Origin of the sequence: Streptomyces sp. DH-12 (genome assembly GCF_002899455.1) — a bacterium.
Classification (GTDB): domain Bacteria; phylum Actinomycetota; class Actinomycetes; order Streptomycetales; family Streptomycetaceae; genus Streptomyces.
The window spans coordinates 7,368,591-7,384,076 of record NZ_PPFB01000001.1; the positions used below are offsets into that span (position 1 = coordinate 7,368,591).

Genomic DNA, 15,486 nt, shown 5'->3' on the forward strand with positions numbered 1-15,486 from the left:
GGCTGAGCGCCGGGCGTCATACCGGGGAGCCAATGTGGGGGTGCTACCGCGGTAGGGGGCGGGGGTGGTCCTACTCGCCCGGAGCGACCAGCCCCGACTCGTAGGCGAAGACCACCGCCTGGGCGCGGTCGCGCAGGTCAAGCTTGGTCAGGACGCGGCTGACGTGCGTCTTCACCGTCTGCTCAGCCAACACCAGCGTCTGCGCGATCTCCCCGTTCGACTGCCCGCGGGCCACCAGCGTGAGGACCTCGGTCTCGCGTTCCGTCAGGCCTTTGAGCCGCAGCGCGGGCTTGCCCCGGACGGCGGGACGCTGCTTGGCGAAGTCCGCGATGAGGCGGCGCGTCACGGAAGGGGCGAGCAGCGCGTCGCCCGAGGCCACGACGCGGACCGCCGCGATGAGGTCGGCCGGCGGCGCATCCTTGAGGAGGAAGCCGCTCGCGCCCGCCCGGAGCGCCTCGTAGACGTAGTCGTCGACGTCGAAGGTGGTGAGCATCAGGACGCGCGGCCGGTGTGCCACACCGGGTGCCGGCTCCAGGAGGCGGCGTGCGGCCTCCAGCCCGTCCATCTCGGGCATCCGCACGTCCATCAGCACGACGTCCGGGTGGGTACGCCGGCTCAGCTCGACGCCCTGCGCGCCGTCGGGGGCCTCGCCCACCACGTCGATGTCGCTCTGGGCGGCCAGCAGGGCGGCGAAGCCGGCCCGCACCATGGCCTGGTCGTCGACGATGATGACGCGCGTCGTCATGTGAAGTCCTTTTCAGCCAAGGAAGTTCAGGGGAAGTTGGGCGGCGACCCGGAAGCCGCCGTCCGGTAGCGGCCCCGTGTCGAGGCTGCCGCCGACGAGCCGCACCCGCTCGCGCATGCCGACGAGGCCGTGCCCGGTGCCGCCCACCTCGAGCGGCCCGTCGGGTGGCTGGGGCGGCGGTCCGTTGACGACCAGGACGGTGAGCCGCGCACCGTCCTGCGGATCGGACTCCGTCACCGACAGCGACACCTGCGTGCGGGCACCCGGCGCGTGCCGCACGACGTTCGAGAGAGCCTCCTGGACAATCCGGTACGCGGACAGGCCGACCGCCTCGGGCACCTCGACGTCGCAGGGGGTGAACTCCACCGGCCCGCGGGCCCTCGCCGTCACTTCCACCAGCTGCCCGATCTGCGCCAGGCCCGGCTGGGGCACGAGCTCGCCGTGTGCCTCCTCATTGCGCAGCACGCCGAGGAGCCGTCGCATCTCGCCGAGCGACTCGCGCGCGGTCGCCGCGATGGACGTGAACTCCTCCCGCACGTCCGGCGGCAGCCTGTCGAGGCGGTACTCCGCGGTGTCCGCCTGCACCGTGATGACGGACATGTGGTGTGCCACCACGTCGTGCAGCTCGCGGGCGATCCGGGCGCGCTCCTCCAGCAGCGTCCGCCGGCCACGTTCGGCCTCGCTGATCGTCTCCTGCTCGACCAGCCTGCGCTGCACTTCGGACCGCTCGTGCAGCGCACCGCCCAGCAGGAGCGCGACGCCCCCGAGGATGGTGAACAGCAGGCCCATGGCGCCGAAGCCATGGGGCGCGACGAACCCCAGGGCCACGTTCGCGGTGGCCGTGGCCAGCCACACCAGCAGCAGTGTCCGGCGTCGCTCGCGCAGCCCCAGGGCGAGGCAGAGGCCGACGTACCCGACGATCTCCATGGGCGGGAACGGCCACAGCAGCCGCTCCTGGAAGTCGACGGTGAGCAGGGCGAGCGCCCCGGCGACGTCCGCGACGAAGACCACGTACCAGGCCTGCAGCGGCCGTACGACGGCGAGCAGCAGCGGCGCGGCCTGCGCGACGGCCAACCCGCCAGCGACGCCTCCGGTCAGGCCGTAGTCGGCGGTGAGGACCACGAGGGTCGTGGGCAGCAGGGCGACGCACAGCACGAACGCCACGGCCCATGGCAGCAGCCGCACCCATCGCCGCGAGGCCCCCGCGAGCAGTGCGCGCGGGCGTTCCTCCTCCACTGAGGTCATGCGCACCAGCCTATGTGCGCCGCGACGGCGTCCGGAGTGGCGCAAGGCGTCGGCTCCTCAGATGTCGGCACGCAGCGGTTCTCCCACTTCGTACATGTGCCGCAGGGCCTGACGGCAGGAGTCGACGAGGTCGGTCTCCGCGTAGGGGATGCCGAGGTCGCGGCAGCGTGCCTTCACCATGGACTGGGCGAGCCTCAGGTGCGGGCGGGGCATGCTGGGGAACAGGTGGTGCTCGATCTGGTAGTTGAGGCCCCAGAGGAACCAGTCGGTGAGGAAGCTGCCCCTGACGTTGCGGGACGTGAGGACCTGGAGCCGCAGGTGTTCCCAGCAGCAGGTTGCCGTGGATGAGCCCGATACGGCGGTTGGTGGCGCGGTTGCCGCTGATCTGGGCATGGCCTGCGTCGTGGCCGATGAACGCCGGGCGGGCACACAGGACGGCGAGGACGGAGGCCAGCGCGACGACCCACCAGGAGCCGCCGATGAGCGCCATGCCGGTGACGATGGCGGCAAGACCCAGTGCGTTGGTCGCGATGGTGTGCGCGTACCAGCCGGGGCGCCGGTCGAGCAGCCCCTGTCCCTTGACGTCACGCAGCAGCGGCGTGAACTCGCTGCCCGCGTCCGGTGGGGCTTGTCGCGCGGTGGCGTTCTCGGGGTGCGGCGGAGGCGAGCTTCGCCGTGTGCTGTCGGCACGCGTGGTCACTACAGCGGTGGTCGGCAACGTCCTGAAGCGGCGCATCCATCCGTCTCCCTCCGTCTCGTCCGTGGGAAGACGAGAAGGTAGAGACGCGGTGGGCGCCGGGGCGTCACACCAGGGAGCCAAGACGCGGTGATACCCGGGTAGGGGGTGGACCAGGTCCGGTCACTGCGCGGCACGGGCCGCACCGCCCCCGGTGGGCCGCCCCGCGAGCAAGGACCTTCCGAAACGACCACTCCCCCCTACGCCACGATCTCTCCCGCGGCCGCGACGGACCCCGGCGGAATACCCCCGCGTCGGCGGGGAGGACGCCGGGAGTGTTGCTCACGGCTGGGGGTGCTCCGGAACACCCCCGCGGACGCGGGGGGGGGTGCCTCTATGTTCTTCGTCAAGGCACCCCTGTCGGTTTTGGGGTCATTCGGTCTTGCTGGGGTCATGCGGCGAGCTCGACGTCCGTGGGCGTGCGCGGTTCGTAGAAGCGGTTGAGTGGGCCTCGTCCACGATCGCGAGGTCGAAGCTCGCCATGCGCTGGCCGTAGAGGCGCTCTCCGCCCGCCAGCGCGGCCTCCAGCGGCCCGCGAACCTTGCGCTGGCCCTCGGGAGCGTCGATGTCCTCACGGTCCACGAGAGAGGCGTACGTGGCGAACACGACCACGGGCCCGGAGCTGGCCCACAGGGCGAGCTGGATCGGGTTGGTGGTGGTGCGCACCCCCAGCTCATTGAGGATCGGATCGGTCTCCAGCGAGCACACCGCCACCATCGGCGCCCGGTGGCCCACCAGACGCCACGCCTGGGCAGTCCTGCACGAGCAGGTCCAGGGTCGGCACCGTCACCAGGATCCGGCCGCCGGAGAAGCACTCCAGCGCGCATGCGGCGGCCGTGATCGTCTTGCCCGACCCGGTCGCTGACACGATCGTGCCCCGAGCACCCTGCGGGGGCACAGATGACCTTGCAGGGAATCCCACCCACTTACGAAAGGCCAACTTCTGGTCGACCTGGTGTTCTTTGAGCTGAATCACATAGGTTTCCTTGTCTCCCCGATGCCCTAGTTCTCCTGCTCTTCCAGACGGCCGCGTGCAGGTTGGTCACCGTACCCGGATTGTTTCAGATCGACCTGTCCGCGAGATGCCATCGGTAGGGTGCCCCGTTGGCTAGTACTCCAGCAGCGGTTCGCTATCTGGCCTGGTCAGAGGCATTGTCGGAAGTGTAGTTGGCTGCTGGCACGTCAGGGGCTGTCTTGCCGGACTGCCCCTCCAACGAATGACATCGAGAACTGTCTGCGCTGTGACGAGGGCAGTCTTCCCGCGTGATCGATGGCCTTGCCGACGCGACCTGGGACCGTGAACTCGACGACCTCTTCCTGCGCATCGGCCACCGTTTCGGCCGTGCCGATCTGCGACGCCGTATGCGTGACTACGTCCGTGCCCTGCTCGGCCCGGTCGGCCGCAAGAACGGCTGGCAGCTGGCCGAACACGCAGGCCACCGCACCCCCGACGGCCTGCAACGGCTGCTGAACGGAACTACCTGGAACGCCGACGACATCCGCGACGACCTGCAGGCATACGTCGCTGAACGACTCGGCGAAGCCGACGGAGTCCTCATCCTCGACGACACTGGCTTCGTCAAGAAAGGCACCACCTCCGCAGGTGTCCAGCGCCAGTACTCCGGCACCGCCGGCCGCACCGAGAACTGCCAGATCGGTGTCTTCGCCGCCTACGCCACCACCCACGGACGCGCCCTGGTGGACCGCGAACTGTATCTGCCCAAGTCCTGGACGGACGACCGCGAACGCTGCCGCGCCGCCAAGATTCCTGATGAGAGGGTCTTCGCCACCAAACCAGAACTGGCCAGGGCCATGGTGCTGCGCGCACTCGCCTCGCCGCTGCCGATCGCCTGGGTGACCGCGGATGCCGCCTACGGCCAGGAGTGGCGCTTTCGGCGGGTACTGGAAGAAACCGCCGTCGGCTATGTGCTCGCCGTCCCGAAGTCCCAGCCGGTGCCCCGCTTCGGCCGGATCGGCTATCTCTTCAGCCAGGCACCGGATGAGGCATGGGAGCAACGTTCGTGCGGCGACGGCGCCAAGGGCCCGCGCGTCTATGACTGGGCAGCCGTCCAGCTCCCGGTGATCGAGGACTTCGACAGTGAGCGGCCCGCCCATCACCGCTGGGCGCTGGCCCGGCGCAGCATCAGCAGACCCGATCAGGTCGCCTACTACCTCGCATACGCGCCGGTGGGAGCCGGTGTCGACCAGCTCGTGCGCGTTGCCGGACGTCGGTGGGCGATCGAGGAATGCTTCCAGGCTGCGAAGAACGAGTGCGGCCTGGACCAGTACGAAGTCCGCCGCTACGTCGGACGGATGAGGCACATCACCCTGGCCATGCTCGCGCATGCCTTTCTCGCGGTCACGGCGGCCCAGGCGGCGGCAAAGGGGGGCGCAGAAACGGTTCCACCATGGTCCCGCTCACCGTGGCAGAAGTCCGTCGGCTGCTGGCAACTGACCCCGCCCACCGGCCCCGCCCGCCCCTTCGCATCCATGCGCTGAGTTGGTCGCGATGGCGGCGAAGGCATCAGGCCGTGGCCCGACACTGTCACTACCGACGACGATGTCATTCGTTGGAGGGGCGGTCCGGAAAGACAGCCCCTGACGTGCCAGCAGCCAACTACACTCCCGACAATGCCTCTGACCAGGCCAGATAGCGAACCGCTGCTGGAGTACTAAGACCGCGCGTTGTCGAGTGATGGAGGTTATCGCGGTGGCTGGTTATGGGGCACTTTCCGACGTATACGAGTGGCTGATCGGGGACGACAGGTTGACCCCCGCCAAGGCAGCCGCGGTTTACTACAGCGATGTCATGGGCTCTCTGCCGCCCAACGCGCGCGTCCTCGACTGCGCGTGTGGAACCGGCCAGCTCGCCGTCGGTCTCGCAAGTCTTGGCCTTGACGTGGTCGCCACAGACGCCAGCAAGGGGATGGTTCGCCGGACCGAGAAGGCCGCCGACGAGCAGGGTGTCTCGCTTCGAGCCCTCCGCGCGAGCTGGGACGAGCTGCCCGACCACCTGGAGGACTCCACGTTCGATCTGGTGTTCTGCGTCGGCAACTCGCTGGGGCACGCCGAGGGCGCAGCCGGGCGCCTGACCGCACTGGAAGCGATGTCGCGGCTGCTGAATCCGGGCGGACGCCTCGTGCTCCACTCACGCAACTGGGAGCTCGTGCGCTCCGCCGGCTCACGGGTGGACGTCCGCGATCGGCTCATCCGCCGCAACGGCCGCGATGCGGTCGTCAGCTACTACTGGCAGATCGAGCAGCGCTGGGAGCAGGAACACTTCCTCGAGATCGTGGTCGCCCAGATCGAGCCGGATGGGTCAGTGCGAGCCTGCTCGGAGCGGTTGTCCATCTGGCCCTACCGGTACGAGGACCTCGTGGCGCAGTTGCAGAGTGTCGGGCTCACGGTGCAGTCCACCACCTTCGACCCCGAGAGCGATGGATACCTGGTGGTCGCCAGCCGCGACCAGGCGCGAGGCACGTCGGAGCCGGCGCGCTGATCCGCCTTCGTCGTTGCCGGCCTGCCGGCTCGCGACCACCTGCAGCGGGTTCTTCGCGAAGTGTTCAGCGCTTGCAGCGGTTGCTGCGGGTGCGGTCCTCACTCTGTATCTGACCTGCTCAAGCTGAGGTTGGAAACAGCTCAGTTCAACGTCACCCGTTCCCCGCCGATAAGGGGCGCGGGGGACACCGATCGACCCCCTCGCTCCAAAATTAACTCACCTCAGATTCAACCTTGGAAGTTTTTGAGGATTCCCGTATGTGAGGACACGCTGCAGCCCTGCTCGCAACCCTCCAAGGTCGACGCTTGACGCAATGGCCAATGGAATGATGTTGGAAGGGAGACCCAGCACCTCGATGGCTTCGTCATTGAAGCTTAGAGTCAGGAGGTCAGACAGTAGGGAGACTCCTTTGAGGCCGCCGTAGTGAACGCCTCCACTCTCGTTCACAACACAGTAGCTATCTGTCCCATTCCTTACATTCTGCTCGTCTGGCTGATCATCTACGAAACGCTGGAGATCAAAGTAATACCCGTTCTCCACTGCATCTACGCCATCACCGATGAAGACGGAGAAGGTTACGCCGGGAACTTCCTCCCCGATCATCAGCGTCGTAATTTCCCAATAGGGTGACAGGTTGCTCATTCGCCCCATTTCCATTCCTTACGACCTTGCTTGTACACGAAGGTTACTCAGCTCGGGTCTGTAGCATGAAGGGTGTAACTCCCCAGTAGGTCGCGGTGGTTACGGCTGCTGTGACCGATGGGGGCAAGACCGTGAAGCAGAGCACGCGTTCGACCGTTGAGGTGGGCCGGAAGACGGCTGCGCCGTCGCTGGACAGGGCCTTGGTGGCCCAGCTGATGGCCCGGGTGAAGGCTGACGGCGTGAGCCTGACCGGAGAAGGAGGACTTCTCCGGCCAGCTGACGAAGCTGGTGCTGGAGGGAGTTCTGGAAGGCGAGCTCACCGACCACCTGGGCCGGGAGAGCGGTGGGCGGACGGAGGACGGCCGCAGCGGGAACTACCGCAACGGACACCGGTCGAAGATGGTGACGACCGAGGTCGGACCGGTGGAGATCGACGTCCCGCGGGACCGGAACGGGTCCTTCGAGCCGGAGCTGGTGAAGAAGCGGCAGCGGCGACTGACGGGCGTCGACGAGATGGTGCTGTCGCTGTCGGCGAAGGGCCTCACCCATGGAGAGATCTCCGCGCATCTGGCCGAGGTTTGCGGCGCCGATGTGTCCAGGCAGACGATCTCCACGATCACGGACAGCGTGCTCGAGCGGATGGCCGAGTGACAGAACCGCCCGCTCGACCGCGTCTACCCGGTCGTGTTCATCGACTGCGTGAACGTCAAGATCCGGGTTCTGTCGACGATCTTGTGATCCGGACGGCTGAGCTTGTCGCTCCGCCTGTTCGCGATCATGCATCGCGTGCTCTCGTGATGTGTTCCTGGAGCTGTTTCCGTACCTGACCGCGTTGGTGATCGAGGAAGTGGAGAGGCGCCCGGACCAAGTAGTGCTGAGAACGCGGGTGCGGGCGACGACGGCTCCTGCCGGTGCGGTCAGAGCTCGGCCCGAGTGCACGGCCAGTACGTACGCAGGCTGCGTGATGTCGCCGTGGGCGGGCTCGGTGTCGTGATCGAGTTACGTATCCGCCGCTTCCGCTGCGAGAACCCTGCCTGCACGGCGGTGACGTTCGCCGAGCAGGTCCTGGGACTGACCACCCCGCACAGTCGGCATACCCCGCTGCTGCGCGAGATGTTGACGCAGATCGGGCTGGCCCTGACCGGCCGGGCAGGAGCCCGACTGGCGTCCGCGGTCGGCCTCACCATAGGCAGGGACACACTGTTGCGACTGGTCAGGTCCCTGCCCGAACCGGAAATCGGCAAGGTGGAGGTCCTCGGCGTCGACGACTTCGCCTTCCGCAAGGGCCGCCACTACGGCACGGTATTGATCGACATGGCCCCCCACCGGCCGCTACACCTCTACGACGGCCGCGACGGGGAGGACCTGGCTGCCTGGCTCCGCGATCACCCCGAGGTGACGGTCATCTGCCGGGACCGTTCCAGCGGATACGGGGAGGGCGCTCGGGTCGGGGCGCCGCAGGCCGAACAGGTTGCGGATCGCTATCACCTGTGGGCCAACCTCGGCCAGGCGGTCGAGAAGACGGTCAACGCCTATCGCTCCCGTCTAGGGGAACCGCCTCCAGCACAGGCCAGTAGCCACGACACCCCCTCGGTGAAGCCCGAGGTGGTGCAGCCCCCGAAAGAACTGAAGATCGTGGCCCGGCTGCGTGAGCAGCATGCCGCCGCCCATGAGCTCTGGGAACAGGGGATGTCAAAGGCGGCGATCGGCCGGGAACTCGGACTGCACCAGGCGACCGTCCGCAAGCTGGTGAGTGCTCGCTCCGCCGATGACGTCGTCGCCAAGAGCCTGCAACGGGCGCATATCGTCGACCCATACGTCGGCCACCTGCACCGGCGCTGGAGCGAAGGCATCCGAAACGCCGCCCAGCTCTACCGGGAGATCCAAGAGCTCGGCTATCCGGGAGGCGAGTTGGCCGTCCAGCGCCATCTGCGGCGCTACCGGACCGGGCGCGGACACGCACCCGACCCGGGACCCAAGCCTCCGTCGGTCCGCGAGGTCGCCTCCTGGATCATGACCCACCCCGAGCACCTGCGGGACGAGAACGCCGACAAGCTGCACCGGCTGCGTGAGCGCGATTCCGAACTCGACCGGCTCACCCTTCACGTCAGGAAGTTCGCCGCGATGATGACCGGCCGCCACGGCGACCGCCTTGAAGACTGGATCACCGACGTCGAACGGGACAGCCTGGCCCCGCTTGCGGGCTTCGCCCGCAACCTCCGCCGCGACTTCGACGCCGTCCGCAACGGACTGTCCCTGCCCCACAGCTCCGGTGCCGTCGAGGGCAACATTAACCGACTGAAAATGCTGAAACGCCAGATGTTCGGCCGCGCCAGCCTCGATCTCCTTCGCAAACGCGTCCTGCTCACACAATGAGCCTCAACCCACCGGATCACAAGATCGTCGACAGAACCAAGATCCGCGACGGCCAGGTCGCCAACCGGCCCGTCTACATGGCGCTCGCCGTGACGGCGGAAGGGACCCGCGACATTCTCGGCCTGTGGGTCGGTGACGACGGTGAGGGGGCCAAGTACTGGCAGCATGTCCTCACCGAGATCAAGAACCGGGGCGTCGCGGATGTCCTCATGGTGGTCTGCGACGGGCTCAGGGAACTTCCCGAGTCCGTGACCCGCGTCTGGCTCCTGGCCGTGGTCCAGACCTGCGTGGTTCATCTGCTGCGGAACAGTTTCCGCTACGCGGGCCGGCAGGACTGGGAGAAACTCGCGAAGGACCTGCGGCCTGTCTGCACGGCTCCGACCGAGGCCGCGGCAGCCGAGCGGTTCGGCGAGTTCCAGGGGAAACGGGGAACGAAGTACCGGGCAATCGTCCGGCTCTGGGAGAACGCCTGGGCGGAGTTCGTACCCTTCCTTTCCTTCGACGCGGAGATCCGGAAGGTCATCTGCACGACCAACGCGATCGAGTCGTTCAACGCCGGGATCCGCAAGGCCGTCCGGGCCCGCGGCCACTTCCCGACCGACCAGGCCGCCCTCAAGTGCGCCTACCTGGCGATCATGAGCCTGGACCCGAAGGGCACCGGCACGACAGCCTGGACCCGCCGCTGGAAGCTGGCCCTGAACGCCTTCGGCATCGCGTTCGACGGCCGACTCACCACCGGCATGACCAACAACTGAAATCAACCAACGGAGTTACACCGTTCCGCAGACACTCCCCCACGAGGAGCGGCTGTGGCGGCGGATCTACCCGCCGACCGGTCGGGAGGGCCTGGTCCCCCTCGCGTTCGTGTTCGCCGACACCACCGAGACGAAGGTCGACAACACCGTGAAAGGGCGTTGTCAGGTTGGCTGACCGGCCTGGGATGATTTTGGAGTTGGCTGTGCCGGGGTGGGGTTTGCTCGTGTCGTCCGCGTCGCCGTCGTGCAAGGGGCACCGGTACCCGGTCGAGGTGATCGCGCACGGCGTGTGGCTGTACTTCCGTTTCCCGCTCAGCTTCCGCGAGGTCGAGGAGCTGATGCTCGAGCGCGGCGTGCTCGTCTGTCTCCCACGAGACGGTCCGGCGCTGGTGCGCGAAGTTCGGGCAGACCTACGCCAACGGCCTGCGCCGCCGCCAGCCCCGGCCGGGCGACAAGTGGCACCTGGACGAGGTCTTCGTGAGGATCAACGGTGAGCTGAAGTACCTGTGGCGGGCCGTGGACGCCGACGGCACCGTCCTGGACATCCTCGTGCAGAACCGGCGGGACAAGGCCGCGGCCAGGCGCTTCTTCCGCCGCCTGCTGAAGAAGACCCGCACGGTGCCCCGGGTGATCGTCACCGACAAGCTGCGCTCCTACCGAGCGGCCCACCGCGAGGTCATGCCCTCGGTCGAGCACCGCTCGTACAAGGGCCTGAACAACCGGGCCGAGAACAGCCACCAGCCCACCCGACAGCGCGAACGCGCCATGAAAGGCTTCCGCAGCGTCGGCGGAACCCAGCGGTTCCTGGCCGCGTTCAGCGGCATCTCACCCCACTTCCGGCCCCGCTGCCACCTGATGACCGCCCCCGGCTACCGAGCCGAGATGACCATCCGCTTCGCCATCTGGGACCAGATCACCCGCGCCGCCGGCCAGCCCGCCGACGCCTGAACACCGGCCCGGAACCCGGCCCCTCCCCACGCCCCGACGCGCCGCCAGAGACCCACGCACCCAATAATGTGACAGCGCCACTGGACCGAGTGCTGCGGTCGAAGGCCGACGGGGCGATCCACCTGCACGACCTGACCCGCGAGCACCCACCGGCGGCCTTCGTCCTGTTCTCCTCGGCGGCCGCCGCCCTCGGCAGCCCCGGTCAGGCCAACTATGCGGCGGCGAACGTCCTGCTGGACGGTCTGGCCCGGCACCGTCGCGCCGCCGGACTGCCCGCGCTCTCCATCGCGTGGGGCCTGTGGGGACAGCGCACGGGATGACCACCCATCTGTTTGAGGCGGACCTGCGCCGGATGACGCGCGCGGGTCTGGCCCCGCTGGACACCGAGGGCGGACTGGCGCTGCTCGATGCCGCGCTGGCGACGGGTGAGGCGACCGTACTCGGAGCGCGGGTGGACCTGGCGACCCTGCGCGCCCGGGGTGCCGATGCGACGATCCCGCCGTTCCTCCGCAGCCTGGTGAGGGTGCCCGCCCGGACCGCGCCGAACAGATCGGCGGAGCGGGAGCGGGAGGCGACGGTACGGCGGGAACTTGCCGGTCTGACACCGCAGAAGCGCCGGCAGGCGCTGCTGCACCTGGTCCGCTCCGCCGCGGCCGCCGTGCTCGGCCACGCCGACGTCGGCCAGGTCCCGTTCGACGGGGCGTTCACCGAGCTCGGCTTCGACTCGCTCACCGCCGTCGAGCTGCGCAACCGGGTGCAGGCCTCGACGGAGTTGCGGCTGCCCGCGACCCTGGTCTTCGACCACGCGACCCCGCTCGCGCTGGCGGCGTACCTGGATGAGGAACTGGCGGCCGGGCCGAGCCCCGCCCCGGCGGAGGAAGCCCGCAGGACCCTTGTGGAGAGCGGCGCGCCGGACAGCATCGAGGCGCTGTACCGGGCGGCCTGCCGGCAGCGGAAGGCGCGCGAGGCGATGGACCTGCTCGCCGCGGCGTCCCGGCTCCGGGAGCAGTTCACCGACCCGGCGGCGCTGGCCACCCCGCCCCGGCCGGTCCGCCTGGCCTCCGGTTCCGACGAACCCGTGCTGGTCTGCCTGTCCACGATCACCGCGCTGTCCGGCGTCTACCAGTACGCCTGCTTCGGCACGGCCCTCAAGCAGCGACGCGAGGCGTGGTTCGTGCCGGTGCCGGGGTTCACGGCGCACGAGCCGGTGCCGGCCGGTGTGGACGCCATCGTCGATCTGCACGCCGACCTCGTGCTGCGGTGCGCCGAGGCCCGCGCGTTCGCCCTCGTCGGCCACTCGGCCGGTGGCTGGCTGGCGCACGCGGTGACGAGCCGGCTGGACGCTCGGGGTGTGCCGCCGGTGGGTACCGTACTGATCGACACCTACCTGCCGGGCAGTTCCGCGTTCACCCAGGTACAGGACGCGCTGACCGACATGATGTTCGACCACGAGTCCACGGTCGGGCGGCTCGACAGCGCCCGGCTCACCGCGATGGGCGCCTATCTGCGGCTGTTCGACGACTGGAAGCCCGAACCGGTGCGCACACCGGCCCTGTTCGTCCGCGCGGGCGAGCCGGTGACCGACACCGTCCCGGGCGACGGGTGGCGCCTGAGCTGGCCGCTGCCGAACACCACGCGGGAGGTTCCGGGCGACCACTTCTCCATGATGCAGTCCGGCGCCGCCACGACCACCGAGGCCGTCGACGCCTGGTTGCGCGACATCCCGCGACCGAAGGCCGGTTGAGTCGAGGCGGGGCTGCCCCGGCCGGCCGGGTCCGGGCGGGGCAGCCCCGCGTACGAGACGCCACAGGGCCCCGGCACACGCCGGAGCCCTGTGGCATCGGGTCCGTTCAGCCGTTGTGCGCGGCCAGCGCGTCCGTCAGCTCCGTGTAGGACGGACCGGGGGAGAGCACCGGAGGCTCCCAGCCGGTGGCCAGTACGGCGTCCAGCCGCTCACGTACCTCGGGGGTGTCCAGGCTGTCCGGGGAAGCCATCAGATTGGCGCGCAGTTGCGCCAGTTCCCACAGGTGGTGGTCCTGCTGACCGGCCAGGGCGGTGAGAACGGCCGGCGGGAGGCCGGAGGGCGGCTCCGGACGGCCGTCCACCGTCGCGCGCCAGCTCCGGGTGCGCTCCACGTCGTCGTGGACCCCGTCCTCGTACCAGGGGCGGACCGTGCGCCGGACGTAGGCCCGCAGCCCTGCGCCCACCGCCTCCAGGTCCGCGCCGTGGCGGCCCATCAGGTCACTGAGTTCGGCCGCACCGGCCAGGGCGAAGGAAGCGCCACGGCCCAGGATGGGATCGGTCGTGCACAGCACGTCCCCGATCGGCAGATAGCCGGACGGGGTGTCGGGCGTCAGCTCGCGCCAGGTGTTGGTGAGTCCGGCCATCGGTACGACGTCCCCGATCGGCTCGGCGCTGCCCGGCCGGAGCCACGGCTCGAACTGGGCCACCGCGTTCGCGGCGGCCTCGAACGTGCCGGTCTCGCGCAGCCGCCCGAGTGCCTCGTCCTCCGGCAGCCGGGCGAACACCACCGCGAACGTACGGTTGTCATGTGCGTAGAGCCCGCCGCCGAAGCCCGCTCCACCCGCGAAGACCACGGGAACCAGGAACGTAGGCGGCTTCGGCACGCCGTCAAGGAGTCGGTAGAAACGGCTGTGGTAGACGTTGCCGCAGGGGCTCTCCTCCACCTCCTTGGTGAAGGCGCCGACCAGCGGCGAGCGACGCCCCGTGGCGTCCACCACCGCGTCCGCGTCGATCACCGCGCCGTTCACCCGCACACCCCGGACGCGTCCCCGGTCCACCACGACCTCACGGACCGAGAGGCCGTGGTGGACCCGGACACCGGCCTGCCCCTGCAGGGCGCGGTGCAGTACCCACTCGACGGTCGCCCGGCGTGAGCCGAAGCTCGCCAGCTCGGTCGCGTCGGCCGGGGCCTCGACCCCGGGCGGCGCGGTCATGTCCACCTCGTCGACTCCATGTGCGAGCAGATCCTCGTGCACATCCGGCAACCGGGTGTGCAGCAGGTGCCGGAACAGGCCGAGGAACATGTGCGGGTGGCGGACCTGCGGCGCACCCGGCCGCTGCCACTCCTGAACGTCGCCGAGGTCCTTCGGCGGGGGACCGTCCCGCTCCACCAGGTCCACCGCGTACCCCTGGCGGGCGAGCAGCAGCGCGGCGCTCAGTCCGGCTATGCCCCCGCCCGCCACCACGATTCGTGCAGCCATGCATGCTCCCGGATGTTGTGCGGCCCCCACGAGTCACTGCGAAGCGGCGGCCACACCCCAGGCCCGTGCCCCGGTCGGGCACTGTGCCCGTGCCGTTGAGCCGACTGCGTCACGCCGCGATGCTAGTGACCTGAGTCGGAGATTCGTCGGCAGTAGGCCGCGACTTTGTCGAGGATTTCGTCGGCAGTCTTCGTCCAGACGAACGGTCGTGGATTGTCGTTCCAGTCGGCCAGCCAGGAACGAATATCGCGTTCGAGGGCCTGGACGGAGCGGTGGACACCGCGCTTGAGCTTCTTCTGCGTGAGCTCGGCGAACCACCGCTCCACCAGGTTCAGCCAGGACGAACTCGTCGGAGTGAAGTGCAGATGGAACCGCGGGTGAGCCAGCAGCCACTTCTTGACGGCGGGTGTCTTGTGGGTGACGTAGTTGTCCAGGATGAGATGGACCTCGAGGTCGGCGGGCACCTCCTTGTCCAGCCTGGCCAGGAACTTCTTGAACTCCACGGCCCGGTGCCTGCGGTGCAGGGAGCCGATCACTTTGCCGGTGGCGACCTCCAGGGCCGCGAACAGGGTGGTGGTGCCGGCCCGGACGTAGTCGTGGCTGCGGCGCTCAGGAACCCCGGGCATCATCGGCAGCACCGGCTGAGAGCGGTCGAGGGCCTGGATCTGCGACTTCTCGTCCACACACAGGACCAGGGCCTTCTCCGGCGGATCCAGATACAACCCGACGACGTCACGGACTTTGTCGATGAACAGCGGGTCGGTGGACAGCTTGAACGTCTGTGACCGGTGCGGGGCCAGGGCGAACGCCCGCCAGATCCGCGAGATCGCGGACTGGGACATGCCCGTGGCCGCCGCCATCGACCTGGTCGACCAGTGGGTGGCGTTCTTCGGCTTCTCCTCCAGCGTCTTGACGATGACCCGCTCGACGTCCGCGTCGGTGATCTTCCGCGGAGCACCGGGCCGCGGCTCGTCACACAGGCCGTCCAGCCCTCGCTCGAGGAAGCGTCGCCGCCAGGTGCGGACCGTGTCCGGAGAGGCACCCAGCCGGCGCGACACCTCCATGATCGAGTGTCCGTCGGCGCACTCCAGCACGATCCTTGAACGCTGGGCCAGTGCCTGAGCGGTCGAGCGGCGGCGCACCCAGCCCTCCAGCACGGCCCGCTGGGCATCGGTCACCGACAACGGCGGAATCTTCGGACCCGGACGACTCATGCCAAACCAACGACGAGTCTCCGACTCAGGTCACTAGTAGGGCTTGGTTATCTTCACTCGCGGGTGGCGTGTCCGTTTGCTCGTGGGTGTCGTTGAGGTGGT

At 68.9% G+C, this 15,486-nt stretch carries 9 protein-coding genes and 6 pseudogenes; 8 read left to right on the plus strand and 7 right to left on the minus strand.

Annotated elements, in window-relative coordinates; translation table 11 throughout:
• Nucleotides 1–70: 70 nt before the first annotated feature.
• The 4 genes and pseudogenes from C1708_RS32700 to C1708_RS32715 all read right to left on the minus strand — a co-directional run.
• Nucleotides 71–745 (minus strand): response regulator, encoded by a 675-nt coding sequence (locus tag C1708_RS32700; protein ID WP_106416037.1) that lies wholly within the window; start codon nt 743–745, stop codon nt 71–73.
• A 12-nt stretch (nt 746–757) separates the two neighbouring features.
• Nucleotides 758–1,990: a sensor histidine kinase gene (locus tag C1708_RS32705; protein WP_106416038.1), complete on the minus strand. Its 1,233-nt coding sequence runs from the start codon at nt 1,988–1,990 to the stop codon at nt 758–760.
• Nucleotides 1,991–2,047: 57 nt separating this feature from the next.
• Nucleotides 2,048–2,726 (minus strand): annotated as a pseudogene (locus C1708_RS32710) (fatty acid desaturase).
• A gap of 435 nt (nt 2,727–3,161) precedes the next feature.
• A pseudogene (locus C1708_RS32715) lies at nt 3,162–3,702 on the minus strand (DEAD/DEAH box helicase family protein); the annotation flags it as partial.
• Nucleotides 3,703–3,992: 290 nt separating this feature from the next.
• Here C1708_RS32715 and C1708_RS32720 point away from each other — a divergent pair.
• Together C1708_RS32720 and C1708_RS32725 are read left to right on the plus strand one after the other, a co-directional pair.
• Complete coding sequence (locus C1708_RS32720; protein WP_502696127.1) at nt 3,993–5,225, plus strand: IS701 family transposase; 1,233 nt, start codon at nt 3,993–3,995, stop codon at nt 5,223–5,225.
• 196 nt (nt 5,226–5,421) lie between these two features.
• Nucleotides 5,422–6,225, plus strand: a complete 804-nt coding sequence (locus C1708_RS32725; RefSeq protein WP_198602767.1) for a class I SAM-dependent methyltransferase — start codon at nt 5,422–5,424, stop codon at nt 6,223–6,225.
• A 216-nt stretch (nt 6,226–6,441) separates the two neighbouring features.
• Here the strand turns inward: C1708_RS32725 and C1708_RS32730 are convergent, their stop codons facing one another.
• A complete protein-coding gene (locus tag C1708_RS32730) occupies nt 6,442–6,867 on the minus strand; it encodes an Imm10 family immunity protein (RefSeq protein ID WP_157951314.1) in 426 nt (141 codons plus the stop codon).
• A 215-nt stretch (nt 6,868–7,082) separates the two neighbouring features.
• On the opposite strand from C1708_RS32730, the pseudogene C1708_RS32735 reads away from it, so the two are divergent.
• The 6 genes and pseudogenes from C1708_RS32735 to C1708_RS32755 form a co-directional block, all read left to right on the plus strand.
• Nucleotides 7,083–7,584, plus strand: a pseudogene (locus tag C1708_RS32735) (transposase); the annotation flags it as partial.
• A gap of 198 nt (nt 7,585–7,782) precedes the next feature.
• Nucleotides 7,783–9,243 (plus strand): annotated as a pseudogene (locus C1708_RS32740) (ISL3 family transposase); the annotation flags it as partial.
• A gap of 38 nt (nt 9,244–9,281) precedes the next feature.
• Nucleotides 9,282–9,998: pseudogene (locus C1708_RS32745) on the plus strand (IS256 family transposase); the annotation flags it as partial.
• A 185-nt stretch (nt 9,999–10,183) separates the two neighbouring features.
• A pseudogene (locus tag C1708_RS32750) lies at nt 10,184–10,946 on the plus strand (IS6 family transposase).
• Nucleotides 10,947–11,035: 89 nt separating this feature from the next.
• A complete protein-coding gene (locus C1708_RS35510) occupies nt 11,036–11,266 on the plus strand; it encodes a ketoreductase domain-containing protein (RefSeq protein WP_241911390.1) in 231 nt (76 codons plus the stop codon).
• The gene (locus C1708_RS32755; RefSeq protein ID WP_241911391.1) at nt 11,263–12,690 is read left to right on the plus strand and encodes a thioesterase domain-containing protein; all 1,428 of its coding nucleotides are present in this window, start codon (nt 11,263–11,265) and stop codon (nt 12,688–12,690) included. Before C1708_RS35510 ends, C1708_RS32755 begins: the two co-directional genes overlap by 4 nt.
• Nucleotides 12,691–12,796: 106 nt before the next feature.
• Here C1708_RS32755 and C1708_RS32760 read toward each other — a convergent pair whose 3' ends face one another.
• Both C1708_RS32760 and C1708_RS32765 read right to left on the minus strand, forming a co-directional pair.
• Entirely contained in the window at nt 12,797–14,170 is a 1,374-nt protein-coding gene (locus C1708_RS32760; RefSeq protein ID WP_106416041.1) for an FAD-dependent oxidoreductase, read from the minus strand.
• A gap of 122 nt (nt 14,171–14,292) precedes the next feature.
• On the minus strand, nt 14,293–15,384 hold the full coding sequence (locus C1708_RS32765) for an IS630 family transposase (RefSeq protein ID WP_106416042.1): 1,092 nt from the start codon (nt 15,382–15,384) through the stop codon (nt 14,293–14,295).
• Nucleotides 15,385–15,486: the final 102 nt, after the last annotated feature.